This is a genomic window from Streptomyces sp. NBC_00582, assembly GCF_036345155.1.
Classification (GTDB): domain Bacteria; phylum Actinomycetota; class Actinomycetes; order Streptomycetales; family Streptomycetaceae; genus Streptomyces.
The window spans coordinates 2,522,193-2,539,379 of record NZ_CP107772.1; the positions used below are offsets into that span (position 1 = coordinate 2,522,193).

Annotated in this window: 21 protein-coding genes; 15 read left to right on the forward strand and 6 right to left on the reverse strand. The window is 71.1% G+C overall.

Annotated features, from left to right (window positions below; genetic code table 11):
• Positions 1–9: 9 nt before the first annotated feature.
• The 6 genes from OG852_RS10880 to OG852_RS10905 all read right to left on the reverse strand — a co-directional run bounded on the left by OG852_RS10880 (position 10) and on the right by OG852_RS10905 (position 3,883).
• Entirely contained in the window at positions 10–708 is a 699-nt protein-coding gene (locus OG852_RS10880) for a hypothetical protein (RefSeq protein WP_330347777.1), read from the reverse strand.
• A complete protein-coding gene (locus OG852_RS10885) occupies positions 705–1,178 on the reverse strand; it encodes a GNAT family N-acetyltransferase (protein ID WP_330347778.1) in 474 nt (157 codons plus the stop codon). The genes OG852_RS10880 and OG852_RS10885 overlap by 4 nt, the downstream gene beginning before the upstream one ends.
• 29 nt (positions 1,179–1,207) lie before the next feature.
• The gene (locus OG852_RS10890) at positions 1,208–1,843 is read right to left on the reverse strand and encodes a DUF3631 domain-containing protein (protein ID WP_330347779.1); all 636 of its coding nucleotides are present in this window, start codon (positions 1,841–1,843) and stop codon (positions 1,208–1,210) included.
• Complete coding sequence (locus tag OG852_RS10895) at positions 1,840–2,331, reverse strand: hypothetical protein (protein WP_330347780.1); 492 nt, start codon at positions 2,329–2,331, stop codon at positions 1,840–1,842. The genes OG852_RS10890 and OG852_RS10895 overlap by 4 nt, the downstream gene beginning before the upstream one ends.
• Positions 2,328–2,921, reverse strand: a complete 594-nt coding sequence (locus OG852_RS10900; protein WP_330351428.1) for a DUF4913 domain-containing protein — start codon at positions 2,919–2,921, stop codon at positions 2,328–2,330. The genes OG852_RS10895 and OG852_RS10900 overlap by 4 nt, the downstream gene beginning before the upstream one ends.
• A 206-nt stretch (positions 2,922–3,127) precedes the next feature.
• The gene (locus OG852_RS10905; RefSeq protein ID WP_330347781.1) at positions 3,128–3,883 is read right to left on the reverse strand and encodes a DNA-methyltransferase; all 756 of its coding nucleotides are present in this window, start codon (positions 3,881–3,883) and stop codon (positions 3,128–3,130) included.
• A 530-nt stretch (positions 3,884–4,413) separates the two neighbouring features.
• Here OG852_RS10905 and OG852_RS10910 point away from each other — a divergent pair.
• The 15 genes from OG852_RS10910 to OG852_RS10980 all read left to right on the forward strand — a co-directional run bounded on the left by OG852_RS10910 (position 4,414) and on the right by OG852_RS10980 (position 17,181).
• A complete protein-coding gene (locus tag OG852_RS10910; protein ID WP_330347782.1) occupies positions 4,414–5,523 on the forward strand; it encodes a C40 family peptidase in 1,110 nt (369 codons plus the stop codon).
• Between the two features lie 209 nt (positions 5,524–5,732).
• The gene (locus tag OG852_RS10915; RefSeq protein WP_067033593.1) at positions 5,733–6,041 is read left to right on the forward strand and encodes a DUF6112 family protein; all 309 of its coding nucleotides are present in this window, start codon (positions 5,733–5,735) and stop codon (positions 6,039–6,041) included.
• Positions 6,041–6,724, forward strand: coding sequence for a hypothetical protein (locus OG852_RS10920; RefSeq protein WP_330347783.1), 684 nt, complete (start codon positions 6,041–6,043; stop codon positions 6,722–6,724). The genes OG852_RS10915 and OG852_RS10920 overlap by 1 nt, the downstream gene beginning before the upstream one ends.
• A 41-nt stretch (positions 6,725–6,765) precedes the next feature.
• On the forward strand, positions 6,766–8,133 hold the full coding sequence (locus tag OG852_RS10925) for an SCO6881 family protein (RefSeq protein WP_330347784.1): 1,368 nt from the start codon (positions 6,766–6,768) through the stop codon (positions 8,131–8,133).
• An 82-nt stretch (positions 8,134–8,215) separates the two neighbouring features.
• Entirely contained in the window at positions 8,216–9,688 is a 1,473-nt protein-coding gene (locus OG852_RS10930; protein ID WP_330347785.1) for an SCO6880 family protein, read from the forward strand.
• Positions 9,689–9,785: 97 nt separating this feature from the next.
• Entirely contained in the window at positions 9,786–10,244 is a 459-nt protein-coding gene (locus tag OG852_RS10935) for a DUF6238 family protein (RefSeq protein ID WP_330347786.1), read from the forward strand.
• A gap of 25 nt (positions 10,245–10,269) precedes the next feature.
• A complete protein-coding gene (locus OG852_RS10940) occupies positions 10,270–10,812 on the forward strand; it encodes a hypothetical protein (RefSeq protein WP_330347787.1) in 543 nt (180 codons plus the stop codon).
• Positions 10,813–10,859: 47 nt separating this feature from the next.
• Positions 10,860–12,374, forward strand: a complete 1,515-nt coding sequence (locus tag OG852_RS10945) for an ATP-binding protein (RefSeq protein WP_330347788.1) — start codon at positions 10,860–10,862, stop codon at positions 12,372–12,374.
• 214 nt (positions 12,375–12,588) lie between these two features.
• Positions 12,589–12,972, forward strand: coding sequence for a hypothetical protein (locus OG852_RS10950; protein ID WP_330347789.1), 384 nt, complete (start codon positions 12,589–12,591; stop codon positions 12,970–12,972).
• A complete protein-coding gene (locus OG852_RS10955) occupies positions 12,969–13,448 on the forward strand; it encodes a hypothetical protein (protein WP_330347790.1) in 480 nt (159 codons plus the stop codon). Before OG852_RS10950 ends, OG852_RS10955 begins: the two co-directional genes overlap by 4 nt.
• A 17-nt stretch (positions 13,449–13,465) precedes the next feature.
• Positions 13,466–14,254: a hypothetical protein gene (locus OG852_RS10960; RefSeq protein WP_330347791.1), complete on the forward strand. Its 789-nt coding sequence runs from the start codon at positions 13,466–13,468 to the stop codon at positions 14,252–14,254.
• A 47-nt stretch (positions 14,255–14,301) separates the two neighbouring features.
• Positions 14,302–14,811 carry a hypothetical protein gene (locus OG852_RS10965; RefSeq protein ID WP_330347792.1) on the forward strand — a complete coding sequence of 170 codons (510 nt, stop codon included), beginning with the start codon at positions 14,302–14,304 and terminating at the stop codon, positions 14,809–14,811.
• A 293-nt stretch (positions 14,812–15,104) separates the two neighbouring features.
• Positions 15,105–15,887: a hypothetical protein gene (locus tag OG852_RS10970; protein ID WP_330347793.1), complete on the forward strand. Its 783-nt coding sequence runs from the start codon at positions 15,105–15,107 to the stop codon at positions 15,885–15,887.
• A gap of 41 nt (positions 15,888–15,928) precedes the next feature.
• Positions 15,929–16,639, forward strand: a complete 711-nt coding sequence (locus OG852_RS10975) for a hypothetical protein (protein WP_330347794.1) — start codon at positions 15,929–15,931, stop codon at positions 16,637–16,639.
• Positions 16,636–17,181, forward strand: a complete 546-nt coding sequence (locus OG852_RS10980; protein ID WP_330347795.1) for a hypothetical protein — start codon at positions 16,636–16,638, stop codon at positions 17,179–17,181. The genes OG852_RS10975 and OG852_RS10980 overlap by 4 nt, the downstream gene beginning before the upstream one ends.
• Positions 17,182–17,187: the final 6 nt, after the last annotated feature.

A 17,187-nucleotide genomic window follows, 5' to 3' on the forward strand; every position in this document is an offset into this window, starting at 1 on the left:
TTGAGGCGTTCAGCGCCGAGGGGTGGACGCAGTCGGCCAGGCACCAGCCCGCCGCACAGGCGGCACGGGCTGTGGTCCAGGCGGTCGCGGCGCGGCGAGGAGTGAGCGGCCGGCCTCAGTGAGGGTGACGGGCTGCCCGGCGTGCAGCGGGTGGGAGTCGTCGCGTACGACGAGCCCGGCGGTCTCGAAACGTTGGAACTGGTGGTAGGCGACCCTGGTGCCGGAGGCGGTCACGACCGACAGGCGCTGGGTGAGCAGGTGTTCGCGCAGTTTGGCGCCCTGGGCGATGGCGAGCAGGGCTGCGTGATCCGGCGCGGACAACTCCTCCACCGGCCCTGAACGCTGGGTACGAGCGGCCCTCTCCACCGATTCCAACGCAGCCTGGGCCTTCGCTTGCTGGGCGTCACGTTCGCCGACAGCCTGAGACAGTTGGCCGACGGTACGGTCGATCCGCGCGCACAGGACCTGATCGACCGGGAACTCTCCCGAGGCCAGCCGGGCCAGCAGCAGGCGGTGGAAGGCCACCGCTCGCTCTGCTGTGACCAGGTCGCGGTGGGCATCGGCCAGCTGGGTCTGCGCCTCGTCCAGCAGGTCACGCTCGCGGTGCTGCCACAGTTGCTCGATACTGCAGCCCACCGCTGCCTCGATGCGGTGATCGAGGGACGTCACCACCCGCGTCGTCGACGCGGAAGGGGATGCAGAGGTCATCCGGTAGCCGCCTGGGGCGAGCCGGGACGGTCCGGGGAGTTTGGATCGAGGGCTACATGGACTTCGACGTACGGGCCGTCGCGGACGTGCCGGGCGGGGCCCAGGCGGTCGAGGATCCGGATCACGGCCGTGTGGGACGCCTGGGTGTACGCGGTCAGTGTGTGAGCGCCCCGAAAGCGGGCGGCGTCGGCCGCGTGCCGGGCCAGCGCCGTGCCGATGCCCTGGCACTGGCGGGCGTCGGCGACCTGCAGTCCAAGGTCGACGACGCCCTCCTGGCCGCTGACGGGGCCGACGCAGACGAGGCCGACCGGTTCCTCGTCGGCGTCGAGCCCGATCCAGCACTCCGCATGGGCGAGCAGCCGCGAAAGGTCGCGGCGCGCGAAGCGGGTTCGGCCCCAGCGGCGCAGCAGGCTCGTCTGCGAGCAGTGCTGGTGGAAGCCATCGACCAGGTGCCAGTCCCGGGCCGTCACCCGTCGCGTGCGCGCGAGAGCGGGGTGCGTCAGCAGGAGCAGCCCGCCCGTGCGTCCAGCAGCTCGGTACGCCGGTAAGCCTTGTAGCGGCGGCCGTCGTGGCCGGTGGTGTCGCGGGTGCGGACCCCGTAGGGAGCCAGGAGCTCGGCGAGACGGCCTTGGGTGAGGTCGGCGTACGGCCAGCGGCCCTCGGCGTCGCCCGGCAGGTCCTGCAGGCAATGGGTGAGGTCGGCGGAGGCCATGGTGTCCGGGTCGCCGACGGCGTCGAAGACGTCGAGGCAGGCGTGGACGATCGTCTTCGGCCGGCTCGGGCAGGACAGGAAGTCGGCGTCCTCATCCTCCGCCTCGTCCTGGACATCCTGCGCGTCGTCTTCGTCGTCGACCTCGGGTGCAGCGGCGCAGCAACACGAGGTGGACAGCAGTGCGTTGAGCTCGGCGCCCGCGGCCATGCGTTCGACGAGGACGTCGGTGAGCTTCTCCAGCTGCTCGGCGACGCTGACGCCCTCGGGCAGCTTGTCGCCGGACAGGGCGACGAGCTGCCGGTCAAGGTCCTGGACCTCGGTGAACACGTCGAGGATGGCGCGGTGGTGCGGGTTCTCGGTCGCCGCGACGGGCGCCAGGACGGCAGTGGCGACCTGGTCGATCAGAGTGGGGAACTGCGTCAACGAACGGGGCCCTTCAGTGGTGTTGTGGGTGCGGGGTGGGGAAGGCCGGGCACCGCGTTCGGCGGCGGGCCCGGCTTGGGGATCGGCTGGTGCGCGTCCAGCTGGGGGGAGCGGGTGCGGGCGGCATACGTCCGCGCGCCCGTTGGACGCCGGGCGATGCCGAGGCGGGCGCGGGCGGTGTCGTACACGTCATGCTTGGCGCGCGGGCGGACGGCCACCACGTGGATCTCGGTGCGGTGCGTGGAGTTCGCGGGCGCCGGTCTCTGGGCGTAGACGATGCGCCACTCGTTGCGGTGATCGACGTACAGCTTTCGGCAGCCGGCGAGATCGCGTTCGAGCTTGCTTCCGAACAGCCGGGCGTTGACGACGTCCTGGAGCTGGGCGAGTGCCAGATCGCGGATGTCTTCCGGGGCCTGGAGCAGGTCGGTCAGGGCACGGGGGTCGAAGGACAGGCCGAAGGCCGGCCGTGCCTCGGGGCTGCCAGTCATGCGGCCTGGCCTGGAGGGACGTCCTCCTCCGGCTCACTGGAGGAGCGGGAGGAGGGTTTCGGGCCGGGCAGCAGGCGGTGGGCGGGCCGGTCCGGGTCCGTCATGCACGCCGACAGCGGCCCGCCGGGCGCCCGTACGGTGGCGATGGCGTGCGTGAGGAAATCGCGGTGCCACACGAACATGCCCGACAGGCCCGCCTCGGGTTCCCTGTGCTGCTGGTAGGCCAGCCACAGGGAGTGCAGCCAGGCCACGACGTCCTCGTGCTCCTGCCACTGCTCGCACCAGGGCGCCGCGGTGGTGACCTCCGAGCCATACCGGAGGAAGTAGTCATTCACCCAGTCCGTGAGGGCGTCGAGTTCGTCCTCGTACTCCTCGCCGTCCAGTTCCAGGATCGGCCGTGGCTCCGGCGGAGCGGGCGGCAGGGCCATGCCCGCGAATCCCGGCATGCCATAGGCGGCGAACGGTGAGGGGCCAGGTGCGGAGGACAGGCTGTCGAGCTGCCGGGCCTGCTGTTCCGACTGATCGAGCAGCTTGCGGACCTTCGCCTCGATGCTCTCCAGATCGGATTCCGGCAGCCGGACCGGTTCCATCTCCCCGTCGTCCGGGGTGTTTATGGATTCAGGCACGAAAGGGGGTCTCCTTGCAGGCGCAGCCGATGGATGGGATTTCGGCTCCAACCATCCGGACGATCCCCGGTTTCGGTAACCGGGACTTGCGTGCTACAACGCCTCTGCCGGTTAGAGAGAAAGACACCTGGGCAGCATTCGGCGGGCCGCTGCGGGCATCGAGGCGGCGGTCAGGACGTGAGGGTGAGGTCGCCCTGGGTCAGGGTCTGCTGGAGCGTCTCAGTGAGCCGGTCGGCGGCGATTTCCGCGTAATGACGGGTCTTCTCGACGCCGATGAAATCGCGGCCCTCCAGCAGTGCGGCCACGCCGGTCGAGCCGGAGCCGCAGGTGAAGTCGAGCACGGTGCCGCCCGGCGGAGCGATTTGCACCAGCTCACGCATGACCGAGACGGGCTTCTGTGTGATGTGCTGGCGGGCCTTGCCGGACGGCTGCGAGGCGCTGTAGAGGCCCGGCAGGTAGACGGGGTTGCGGGAGCCGTCGATGGCGCCCTTGGAGGCCCAGACTATGAACTCGCAGTTCTGGGTGAAGCGGCCCTTCTGGGGCCTGGCCTGCGGCTTGTGCCAGGCCAGCACCCCACGCCACAGCCATCCGGCCGCCTGGATCGCGTCCGTGGTGATCGGCAACTGGCGCCAGTCGGTGAACAGCAGCGCCGTGCCGCCTGTCTTGGTCAGCCGGTGGGCCTCGGTCATGATCTGCGTCAGCCAGAACCCGTAGCTGCGCTGATCCATGTTCTCACCCGTGAAGTCGGGCAGGTCGTGACTGGCGTCGACGGAGGTGTACTTCTGCTTGGCGCTGCGGCTCGTGCGCTCCTTCGCGGTCCGGCCACCGGAGTTGTAGGGCGGGTCGGTGATGACGGAGTCGACGCAGTTGTCCGGCAGTTCGGCGAGAACGCTGAGTGCGTCGCCCTGGTGCAGGGAAAAAGGCAAAGAGGTACCCCAGTTCGGGTCGGTGAAGAGGGCGGGAAAGCCTCCGGACCTGCAACCGTGATCCCGTCGTCGGCATTCGGGCGCGACAAGGCCCGGCCGACGGAAGACGGGGGCGCAAGGGGGAGGGACCAAAACTGTAGGGCACGATCCCCGGTTGAGCGCTATCGTCCGCCAAAAGCCCCGGAATCAAGCCTTGATCACGAACGATTTCGGCAACCGGGGATCCGCGCTTACTGTTTAGGGACTGCCCGGCGGAGACCGCCGATGGCCCACTCCCTTACCCCTGCCCTCGTGGAGGTTCCCCCTGTCCCGGCACACCTGACCCAACGCCCCGCAACGGCGTGAGGTGCAACTCGCCCCGTTGCGCAGGCATCCCGATTCACCCAGCCCGGCCGCCCGCCCCCTTTCCACTCCTGCGTAGGCGCGGCCAGGACTTCGCTTCCAAGGACACCGTTGACATCGCTCTACCCTCCCCTGCCCACAGGCGCCCCGCCGCCAGACCATAGCCGTCCGCCGGGAGGCCAGCCGGATTGAAGGGCATAGCCGCCGGCATCGGCGTCTTCGTCCTCTCCCCGTTCCTCCTCGCCGGCACGGCCATGCTGATGGCCAGCTCCAGCGAGGCCGCCCAGACCACCTACTCGTCCTTCGCTTGCGTGGGCGACGTCGACACCGACGCCGTCGTCGAGCAGGTCACCAAGATCCTCAACGGCGCGTCCGCCAAGGACGTCCACGTCGAGGGCCTGTCCCTGCCCGAGGAGCAGATCCCCAACGCCCGCACCATCGTGGCCACCGGGATCAGCCTGAACGTGCCGAAGAAGGGCCAGATCATCGCGCTCGCCACGGCGATGCAGGAATCACGGCTGCGCAACCTCAGCTCCGGCGACCGCGACTCGCTCGGCCTGTTCCAGCAGCGCCCGAGCCAGGGCTGGGGCACCGCCGAGGAGATCCACGACCCTGTCTATGCCTCCACCCAGTTCTACAAGCACCTGCTCGCGGTGGACGGCTGGCAGCAAATGACCGTCACCCAGGCCGCCCAGGCCGTGCAGCGCTCCGCCTACCCCGACGCCTACGCGCAGTGGGAGGAGCTGGCGACCGCCCTGCAAAAGGCGATCGCCGCCACCTTCCCAGACGCCTCCAGCACGGACACGGACACCACCTCCAGCACCGAGTCCTGCACGGCGGCCGAGGACGGCTCCGGGTACGGCACCATCCCCGAAGGCTCCGTGCCCAAGGGCTACTCGATCCCCGAGGACGCCGATCCGAAGGCGCGCAAGGCGATCGAGTGGGCGATGGCGCAGCTCGGCACGATGTACCAGTGGGGCGGCACCTGCACCGCGCCGCACGGCCCGGACCCGATGGGCCGCTGCGACTGCAGCTCGCTGACCCAGCAGGCGTACGCGCATGCTGGCATCACGCTCACCCGCACCACGTACACGCAGGTCAACGAGGGCAAGGCCGTCTCCCCCAAGGCGCTGAAGCCCGGTGACCTGATCTTCTCCCGCGGCACGGCCGATCGCCCCGAGCACGTCGGCATGTATATCGGCTCGGGTCTCGCGATCGAGGCACCCCGCACTGGCAAGCCTGTTCGGATCACGCCGCTGGCGGACTGGGACGTCCTCGCCGCCCGCCGCGTCATCTGACCCCCGGCCGGGGCGCGCAGCCCCCGCATGCTCGTCTCACCAGCACAGCACCGGCACGACTGGCCCCGGCACCTGGCGAGGGCGCCGCCCCCTGAGCCGCTCCCTCACTCCCCTGGAGACGGCCCATCGGCAGGACCGAGCCGCTTGTCCGCTTCCCTCCCCCTTCTCTTGTCATTCGCGCGTCGCCTCGGCGCGCGCAAGGAGCACCTTTGCATCTGCTCGACACCGTGCAGTACCTGGCCTACGACCCCGGCATCACGCCTTCGGGCGGTGGCCTGCCCGGCCTGGCCGTGCTGAAGAACGTCGTCAACTCGATCAACCTGTTCGCGATCGTCGCCGTGGTCGGCGCGCTCGCCGTCTCGCTCGGCGTGTGGGCCTGGGGCCACCACACCGGCGGCCACCAGGCCGAGGCCAACGGCAAGAAGGGCGCCGTCGTCTCGGCCGGCGCCGCCCTCGGCCTCGGCGCCGCCAACGGCATCGTCGCGTTCTTCTCCGCCCTGGGGTCGCAAGTCCACTGATGCCGAAACGATTCCCCTCCCTGTCCGGCTACGGCCTCGGCTGGTCCACCCGGCAGCGCATCACGGTCATCGCGATCGGCCTCACCGTGCTGCTCGCCCTCGCCGCCACCGTGGCCCTGTTCACCGGGCGCACCAGCAACAGCACCAGCCACACCCGCACTCCAGCCGGAGCACGCAGCACCGCCTCGGCGCCCGCCGGCCCGACGGCGTCGGCCGGGGCCGGTTCGGTGGCCAAGCCTCCGCCGCTCGCAGACCCGGTCGCGTTCGCCAAGGCAGCCGCCGCGATGGTGTGGTCGTACGACACCCGGACTACCAGCCGCAGTGAACAGCTCGCCGGGATGAAGGCGTGGCTGACGGCGGAGACCAAGTACGCCGACTGGCCGTCGATCGCCGCGCAGGTACCCGATCCGGTGCTGTGGTCGCGGATGGCGGATCAGGACCAGTACGCCACCGCCAACGTCTCCGAGGCCCACTACCCCTCGGCCTTCAAGCAGGCCCTGGCCGACGACCCTGACGCGATCACCGAAGCGTACATCTACGCCGTCACCGTCACCGGCAAGCAGCAGATCGCCTGGAAGCAGGGCGGGGCCGGCGCCGAGGACCGCTCGATCACCCTCGCGGTGCAGTGCCGCCCCAACGCGAACTGCTCCCTGGTCTCCATCGCTCCCCGCGTCGTGCCCTGACGTGCCCCGAGCCCACCTGAGAAAGGAGGGGTGACTCCCCTTTGGGCTTCTGTGACCTCCCTCTCGCTGACAAACTCTGCGCCGTCGGCGACGCGGTCGACTTCGCCTCCAACCCCGGCGAGGCCATCGGCAACTGGATGGCCAAGAGCGCCGGCGAACTCGCGGCAGCCGCTGCCGACCTGGCCGCCGAGGCGGTCAACACCACCACCAAGGTCGACCTGAACGCCGGATGGTTCCGCGACAACTACGAGATGATCCTGCCGATCGGCCTGGTCGTCCTCGTCGCCACCTTCTGCGCCCAGCTCGTGCGCGCCGCGATCCGCCGTGACGGCCAGGCCCTCACCCAGGCATTCACCGGCACCGCTACCGGTGTCCTGTTCGCCTTCACCGCAATCGCCTTCACCACCATCGCCATCGAAGTGGTCGACGCCCTCTCCGACGGCCTGTTCAAAGCCGCCCACCTGGACATCGCCACGGCGGTGCGCCGTATCGTCAAGGTCGCCCAGATCCCGGGCCTTGAGGCACTGGGCTGGCTGGTCGCCGTCTTCGCCGGCGTCGGCGCCGCCCTGGGTGCCTTCCTCTACTGGTGCGTGATGATGGTCCGCAAGGTCGGCATCCTCGTCATGGTCACCCTCGCCGTGTTCGCCGGGGCAGGCGGCGGCTGGGAGGTCGCGCGGCGCTGGCGCAAGGGCTGGATCGAGGCCACCGCCACCCTGGTCGTCTCCAAGCTCCTGATGACCGTGATCTTCGTGCTCGGTATCGCGGCGATGGGCAAGACCGAGGCCAAGGACGGCATCGCCGCCCTCGCCGACGTCATGGCCGGCATCGTCATCATGGCCCTGGTGCTGTTGTGCCCGTACGCGACGTTCAAGTTCGTGCACTGGGCCGCCTCCGAAGGCTCCGACGCCGAGACGCTGCACCGCTCCGGCGGAGCGGGCGCGCAGATCGCCCGCCAGCACGCCGAACGCGCCGGACGCAAGGCCGCCGCCGCGGTCGCCACCGCCGCAACAGGCGGTGCGGCGGCCGGAGCGGGCGCCGCTCCCCAGGGTCCGGATGCCTTGCCGGGCGGCTTTCCCGGCGACATCGCCACCACCCCCACGCCGGACACCGGCAAGGAAGGCGGCGGCAGCTCCACAACGCCGTCGTCTGGAGGCGAGGGAATCAAGAGCGGCCTGGAGAAGGCGGTGCAGCCCGCGCCGACCAGCCCGCGCGACGACACCAGCGGCCACCTCGGCGGCACGCCCGGGTCCGGCGGGTCCGGTGGCCGGTCCACCGGTCAGGGCAGCGGGTTCATGTCCGCACCCCCCACCAGCGCCTCCGCCCCGCCGCCACAGGGCTCTCCGCCGGCCCCGGACTCCACGAGTACGGCCGCAACCGGCACGCCGCCGCCTCCGCCCACCGGCCTGTGACCCATCCCCACGCCGGGACAGCACCCCGCACTCCGCGTGGCGCCGTCCCAACCCCGCCCCGCGCCTCACCGGAAACCGGCTCTTGTCTGAACTCTCCGTCTCTCCGATCACGGTCAGATTCCCGCACCGCTCCAGGCGCGGCATCCTCCTCGGCCTCTCCCTCCCCCAACTCCTGCTCGTCTCTGCCGCGTTGGCCCTGCTGCTCATCACCGTGGTGACCACCGGGCTGCTCGGCGCGATCGCGCTGACCCCGCTGTGGGCGGTCGTCGCCGCCCTGGTCGCCATCCGCCGCAACGGCCAATCCCTGATCGACTGGGCTCCGATCGTCGCCCGCCATGCCCACCGCCGCCGCACCGGCCAGACCCTGTGGCTGGCCCGGCCGGCCTCCCGGCCCCGCCAGGACGGCGTGCTGCACCTGCCCGGCACTGCCGCCTCGTTGAAGGTCGTCACCCCGGGCGACTCCGCCAACCAGGCTGCCGCCGTCCACGACCCCCACCACCAGACCCTCACCGCCATCGCCCGGGTCAGCAGCCGCGCGTTCGCCCTGCTCGACCCCGCCACGCAGAACGCGAACGTGGCGGGCTGGGGCAGGGCCCTGGCTGGCATCGCCCGCACCGGACACGTCGCCACCGTGCAGGTCCTGGAACGCACCGTCCCCGACTCCGGCGACACCCTCGCCCGCCACTGGGCCCAGCACGGCCGCCCCGACACCCCCGTCGCCGGGCAGGTGTACTCCGAGCTGGTCGCCTCCGCCGGCCCGGCCGCCGCCCCGCACGAGGCATACCTGGCCATCTCGCTGGATCTCAAGGCCGCCAAGCGCCTCATCAGCCAGGCCGGCGGCGGGCTACCGGGCGCATTCACGGTCATGGAGCAGACCACCTCGGCCATCGCGCTCGCCGCACGCAGCGCGGGACTGATGGTGACCGGCTGGCTCAACGCGCGGGAGATCGCCGCGGTCATCCGCACCGCCTACGACCCGGCCGCCCTCTCCGCCCTCCAGCAATGGTCGCCGACCGGGCGGGCCGAGGCCGACCCTGCGGCTGCCGGGCCCGTCGTCCAGGTCGAGGAGTACGACCGCCTCGGCACCGACAGCGCCCGCCACGCCACCTACTGGATCGAGAACTGGCCCCGCACCGAGACCACCCCCGGTTTCCTGCACGGGCTGATGTTCACCGCCGGGGTACGCCGCAGCCTGTCCCTTATATACGTGCCGCAGGGACTCGAGTCCGCGCTGCGCGACGTCCAGCGCAAGAAGGCCGCCATCATCGCCGACGCCAACGAACGCGCCCGCCGCGGACAAGTGGACTCCGAGGCCGACTCCGTCGAGTACGCGGACGTCAAGGCACGTGAGCGGCAACTGATCGCCGGCCATGCCGACGTCGCCCTGACCGGGCTGCTCACCGTCAGCGCCGACACCGACGCCGCCCTCGACGCCGCGTGCGCGCAGATCGAGACCGCCGCCGTCACCGCCCAGGTCGACCTGCGCCGCCTGTACTACCAGCAGCCCGACGCATTCACCCTCGCCGCCCTGCCGCTCGCCCGCACCGCGCTCTGACACCCCTCCCACCCCGTTGCTGATGACGATCACCTCGCTACCCGGGCCCCGCTCCCGCCCGCGATGAACGTGCCGTTCTGCGGCACCAAGGACCCCTTTGAACGCACCCCGCACCACTGACGCACACCCCTACCTCCGCGCCGCCACCGCCGGCCTGCGCCACCACGCGCGCGCCCACACCTCGCACGGCGCCCCTGCCGACCGGCTGCATCTGGACACGCTGCACGCCCACCTCACCGCCGCCCACCAACTGCTCGACCAACTGACCGACAGCACCCGGCCCCTTCACCCGGCTGCCGGACGTCATCTGGCCGCCGCTCACCTGCGGTTGTGGCAGGCCACCGCCGCCGTCCATGACGCCTTCCACACCGTGCCCGCCGACGACGGAGAAGGTTCCGCCGCCGAGGAGTGCCAGCCCGAGCGTCTGCCAGAGGGCCCATTGGTGCTGACGATCTGCCAGCGGCACCTGGCGGCATCCCACGCGATCCGCCGCAAGACCACCCCCACCGACCTCAGCACCCCGCTGCACGGCCACACCACCACCTGCACCCAGTAACCCCCGCTCCACGAAAGGGCACTGCATGCACAAGCTGAAGCGCACCACCTCCACCGCCGTCATCATCGCCGCACTCGCCGGCAGCGCCGCGCTCGCGACCGCCTCCCCCGCCGCCGCAGCCGACTACCGGTGCACCACCAGCACCAAGTCGATCGACGACCCGGCGTACTCGGGCCCGTGGGCCGACAACTGGGACGTCACGGTCCGCCTGTGCGCGAAGCGCTCCGGCTCCACCGTCTACACCTACGCCAAGATCAGCTGGGACGGTCCGGTGTACGGCTACGTCGACGACAGCTCCATATTCGACGGCGCGTACTTCAAGCTCCAGGTCAAGAAGTCGCAGGCGGGTACCGACCCGGTGAAGAAGTCGGCGAACTACTACGGCATCGAGTCGCGGCTGGAGAACAGCGACTCCAACGCCAACTACAACAACAGCTACACCACACCGGTCCTCAGCTACACGATCGGCTCCAGCCGCGGACTGGCCGACGGCGAACTGCACCTCGACTGGAACAACGACGGCAGGGGCTACTGGAAGCACCTGTTCAGCGCCTCACCGGCCGTCTGAGCCACATCCCCCGCAACCAGACGCCGTCACGTGAAAGCCGCTCCGCCATGACCCACCGGCCCGCGCGCCGAGCCCGCCGCGCCTCGGCCTCCCCTCTGTTCACCCCGCACGGCACCGACCGGGCCAGCCGCAAAGCCGCGCGCCGTCAGCTCGCCGAAGCCGCCGCCAAGGCCCGCGCCGAAGCTACCGCCCACCCGGACGGCCACGAGGCTGTCGAGCCCGAGATGCCGCCGCCGCTGTTCCCGCCCCGCGGCCGTCCCGGACCCGCCTCCGCCCGCGGCGGGCGACTGAAGCTGCCGCAGCATCGCATGACCACCGCCACCGCCAGCGGGGCGTATCCCTTCCTCGCCGAGGGCGGCCTGGGCGCCGAGGGCATCTACATCGGCCGTGACGTCCACGCCGAGGCGTCGTTCACCTTCGACCCGTTCGCCCTGTACGGGCGCCTCGAAGGGTTCACCAACCCCAACGTCCTGCTCGCCGGAGTGATCGGCCAGGGCAAGAGCGCGCTAGCCAAGTCCTTCGCCCTGCGCTCCATCGCCCACGGATACCGCGTCTACGTGCCCTGCGACCCGAAGGGCGAATGGACCCCCGTCGCCTCCGCGCTCGGCGGCACCTCCATCGCCCTGGGCCCCGGCCTGCCTGGCAAACTCAACCCCCTGGACGCCGCCCCACGACCGGCCAGCGTGCCGGAGGCCGACTGGGCGGGCGAGATCCGCAAACGCCGACTTCTCCTGCTCGGCTCCCTCGCCCGGACCGTCCTGGGCCGCGATCTGCTGCCGATGGAGCACACCGCGCTCGACGTCGCCCTCGACGCGGTCGTCGCCCAGGCCGCCGCCGTCCGCCGCACACTCCTGCTGGGCGATATCGCCGCCACCCTCAACAACCCCGACCAGCTCGACGCCGCCGCCGGGACCATGTCCGGACGGCTCGGCGAGGCCGCCCGCGACCTCGCCCACGCCATGCGAAGGCTCGTCCACGGCGACCTGGCCGGCATGTTCGACGCCCCCTCCACCGTCGCCTTCGACCCCAGCTCCCCGATGCTGACCATCGACCTGTCCAGGCTCGGCGGCTCCGGCGACGACACCGCCCTCGTCCTCGCCATGACCTGCGCGAGCGCCTGGATGGAATCCGCCCTCACCGACCCGCACGGCGGCAGGCGCTGGATCGTCTACGACGAAGCCTGGCGCCTGATGCGCCACCCCGGGCTCCTCCAGCGCATGCAGTCCCAGTGGAAACTCTCCCGCGGCCTGGGCATCGCCAACCTCATGGTGATCCACCGGCTGTCCGACCTGCTCACCGCCGGCGACGCCGGCTCCCAGGGCCGCGCGCTCGCCGAGGGCCTCCTGGCCGACTGCTCCACTCGCATCATCTACCGCCAGGAAACCGACCAACTCCACGCCGCAGCTGCCCTGCTGGGCCTGACCAGCGTGGAGACTGAGGCCATCGCCCACCTCAACCGCGGGCGCGGACTGTGGCGCGTCGCGGGCCGGAGCTTCATCGTTCAACATCAACTCCACCCGCACGAACTGGCGTTGTTTGATACGGACGCCCGTATGCAGTAAGCCGCCGCGAAGCGCACCCAAGCCCCCAACCGAACGAAAGAAGGCCGCACTGCAGCACCCCGACTTCGAGCTGTACGACAACGTCGGTCGGACCGCCGAACAGATCCACGCCTACCACACACGGTCCGCCACCACGGATGACCTGTACCGCTGGGCGAAGCGAGACGCCGAAGGCTTCCGCGCCCAACACCCGTTGTCCGACAAGCCGTTGCCCGTGCCGGACCTGGACCCGTACCTGACGGCGTTGGCCGCAGCCAAGACTCCCGCCGAGTTCAGCGCGGTCACCAACGCGCTGCTGGATGCCGTCGAGCCCCTCCTCAACACGGTCGTCGACTACCTGGCCGCAGCCGCGCAATGGCGCCGGCAGAACCGCGGCGCCGCCCCCGGCTCCCCGCCCAAGCTGCTGAGGGATGCCGCCAGCCGGATCAAGACCGCCGTGGCCATGGCCGCCGACGCCGACCTGCAGATCCTGCGCGCCCACTACGACCCGCCCCCGGACCTCGACGCGCTCACCAAGCAGGCCCGCGCAGCCCACGACACGCCACCGGCTCCTCCACCGCCCGGGCAGCAGCCAGGTCCGGGTGGGCCACGGCGGTGACCGAAGCATCATCACCGACCGCCGCTGAAACCGGAGAAACCCACCTGCCACCCCAGCCCGACACCCCTGCCGCCCCGGACTGGGCGGCCGATGCCGTACGTGATCTCACCGACCGGCTGAACGCCGCCCGCTCGTACGACGAAGCCGCCGGCCTCCTCGATGAGGTCCTGGAGCCGACCGAGGGACTCCTCGTCGGCCTCGAAGACTTCTTCGAAGCGGCAGCCAAGACGGCCAAGGCCGCCGAACGCCAGGACGGCTTCGACCTCTACCACGACCTCCAATCGGCCGCGCTCACGCTGCGCCGGCTCGGCGAAGACCTACACGTCGCCGTCGACCGCATGCATGCCCTCGCCATCCCCCGGCGCCGGAGCTGGCAGGAAGCCGTGGCCGACTACTACGCCACCGCCCCCAGCACTCCCAGCCATTCGGCACCGGCGCCCCCGCCCGCCGGACCGTCCCCCGGCCGCACCCGCTGACAGCGCCTCAGGAACCCATGACCGCATCCCGCACCGACCTCTCCGCCTTCGCCACCGCCCTCGCCCAGCACCTGCCTGGGCAGTGGTACCGCAAGTACGAAGGCTTCCCTCCTCCCAAGAACCACCGGCCGGTCGCCGACCGCGTGTGGGACTGCGGTCCCGCCAACTCGGCCCTCCTGGACTTCCCCGATGCCCCCGTCGCACTCCTCGACGGGCCCGACGACGCACAGCTCTGCGTCACCGAACGCCCCCGCTACCCCCACCAATACCTGGTCGCCCCACTCGAGCCCGAGGAGTTCAAGCCGCACCACTTCCGCTACGTGGACGAGCCGAACGGCATCGCCGTACCCCACGACCCAGTCCGTGCCGCCGCCGCGGTCGCACGCCGCGTGCTGCCCCGCTACCACCGGGCCCTGGAGGCGGTCCACCACAACGCCCGCGTCCAGCCCGAGCCGCCGCATCGTCCCGCCGCACCAGAGGTCGCCGAGACCCTCACGCTGGTGTGGTACCCGGACGGCGTGGTGGGAGCGCCGTATAGGTCGGTGCCCGAAGACGCCCGCATGGTGCTGTACGGCTGCCGTTTCCAGTACAGCCCGCACGAAGCGGCGTTCGTCCTGCCCGCCTCCTACAGCACCAGCGACCGCGCCCTGCTCATCCAGAGCGCCGTCCGGCTGCTCACCGCCCAAGGCATCGGCGTCAACTTCCGCCACGCCACCCCCGCCTCCGCAGACCCACCGACCCGCCCGCCCACAGCGGCGCTCGGCACACAGCCGACGGCAGGCACGCCGTCCTCAGCCCGGCGGTAGACACCCCGCACATCCTGGAGTTGCCGCTGTCCGATCCTGACCAGCGGATGCTGCTGCACGACGTGGCCGACCGGCTCAACACCGTGGCCGACCACCTCCCGCTCCCCGACCAGATCCAACCCGATCCGGGGCTGAGCGAAATCCTGGACGACGAAGTCCGCCACCTGGCCCGCCTACTGGGCTACCTGGCCGGGGAGAGCGCCTTCCGCCACCGAGCCACCGCCCGCTACCCCACCCGGGTCACGGCTACCGTGCGCCGCACCACGCTGGCGCTCGCCCAAGCTGCCGAGCCCGCCGGCGCCGCGCTCGCCGCCCTCGGCGCCGCCGTCCACCACCTCGGCATGATCGCCGACCTCACCCACCAAGCCCCTGGTCCCGCCCGCACCCAGGCACTCGCCGCCGCGCACCAGGGCCTCGTGGACCGGCTCGGCGAGAGCCGCACCTGCCTCGCCCGCGCCGCGAAGCACCTACGTGCCGCCGCCGACACCCGGGCGACACCAGCCATGACCGCGCCGCCCCCGCCGACGGCATCCGCCACCGCATCCCGCACCCGCTAATCCCCCGGAGCTCCCTCATTCCCCTGCACACCTCCGCCCGCCGCACAGCCCTCCTGCTCACCGCCGTATCCATCGCGCTGACCGCATCCGCCTGCGCCATCTCCGGAACCCCCGACGTCGACACACCCGCCACGGCCACCCGCACCGCCTCCGCCACGCCGACCGCCGAGCCGGCGCTGACGAAGAAGGAGGCCCTCGCCCAGATCGCCCACTACTCCAAGATCAACAACGAGGCCAACGCCGACAACAACCGCAAACTCCTCGACACCATCGAGGACGGCCCGCTGTACGCGATGTCGGTCGCGGACTACAAGCAGGACGAGGGCCTGCCCAAGGCCGACCGCGAGAAGTACAAGCCGTGGTCGTACAACCTCGCCTCCACCGACGTCTACATCCCCCGCTTCACCGCCGCCCAGCCCAAGTGGTTCGCCGCCGTCACCTACAGCGGCAAGAACAACAAGTACGCCCGCGTCCTGATCATGGCCGAGCAGCACCAGACGCAGCGGTGGGAGATGGTCGCCGCCGTCGACCTCGACGACACCAAGCAGGTCCCGAAGATCGCTCTCGACGCAGACGGCTACGCCACCGCCATCGACGCGACCTCCACCAAGGCCGTCGCCGCCCCGGCCGACGTGCTGCGTGCCGCCGTGATCGACAACTTCTCAACCGGCGGCGACCTGACCGGCAAGAGAGTCTTCGCCACGACGAAGACATCGAAGCGGCAGATCAAGGTCCACGACGAGACGATCCACAAGTTCGGCAGCCGCGGCACCACCGAGTTCTCCTCCGCCGTCACCGAGTTCCCTGACAGCTACGCGCTCAAGACAGCCGATGGCCGTGCCCTCGTGGTCCTCGCGCACACCCACACCCAGCGCGACGCCGTCGCCCACTCCGGGCTGCAGATCGTGCCGGACAAGGAAGACCGCGCCTGGCTCGGCACCACCCCGAGCCCGTCCTTCACGTACACATTCACCTGCTCCGACGTGGCCACCGTCCCCACCACGCCGGGCAAGGCGAAGCTGATCGGATACACCTGCCGCCGCACCGACGCCGAGGGCCTGTCCACCTCCGCGTGACCACCGCAGCCCGGAGAAGCCACGTGGACGAGGAACCACCCTTGCATGTAACCGAGTTCGCCACCGCGCTCGCCGACCGCCTGCCCGGCCGGTGGCAGGCCGGTCCGGCGACAACGCTCATCGCCCACGACGCCGCCAGCAACCGCATCTGGGACAGCGGCCCCCTGGCGTACACCGCCTTCGAAGCCGCCGACGTGCAGCGATGCGTGCTCACGTCCCCGCACGGACTCCAGCTGTACGTCATGCCCCGTCGCCACCGCCCCAACCAGTACCTGGTGCTGCCGATGCTGCCCGCCGGCACCAGCCACGAACACGTCCAGGGCCTGAAGGATGCCCCGCGCGGCATCGCCGTTCCCGCGCATCCTGCCCGCGCCGCAGCCGCCGTACGCCGCCGCTTCCTGATCGACTACCGTCTCGCGGCGATGCCGGCGTGGCGCCGCGCGAGTCCCGGCCGCCTGCTGGTGGAGATCCGGTTCGACGCAGAGGCCCGCCCGCGCATCACCTGCACCTACGGCCGTGCCCTCATCCATCTCCTCGCGTACGGCGGTTTCCTTCTCGACCCCGCCACGGGCGAGTGCCACCAGCCGCAGGACCTCCCGCCTGAGCAGGCCGCACGCCAGCTCCACCGCAGTGTCGCGCGCCTGGAGAGCCTCGGCTTCACCGTGGCCGTCCGTCCTCCGCACAGCGCGGCACGTACCTCCGACCGGTCCGTGCCGCCACGGGCCGACCGGCACCCGGGCAGGCGCCGATGAGTCTTGCCGAAGACGCCTTTATCGACGCTCGCCTGGCCTACTGGCAGCGCCACATCACAAGGACGGCCGCGAGCCTGGTCCCGCCGCAGACCGGTCCGGCACGCGCTGCCCTCGGGCCCGTGCTGGACCAGCTCGTCGCCGTGTACAACCTGGCCTCCGGCCTCGTCGCCGACCTGCGCCAGTCCGCCGACGGCTCCCTCGCGACCAGCGACGCGGGACGCGACTATCTGGCCCAGCTGGCCGCCGCGCTCGCGCACAGCAACCGTGCCGCAACTCACCTGAGTACGGCCGTGATGGGCGTTGCTGACATCCACCGGTTCGCTTCCCGCCCCGGTATGGCCGTCCCGGTCGACAGCCAGTTGAGCGTCACGCTCGGCCACGCCGCTGCTCTGCGCAGCCTCCAGCGCGCCCTGGAAGCCATCACTAATCCACTCGCTGATGCCCAGCCCGGCCTGGGGCCTGCGTCAGCCTCAGCTGTCGTCGAGCAGCACCGCCGTGCCGCCGACAGCACTGGCACCCACGCCGTACGCCGCCGCCCCTGAAATTCG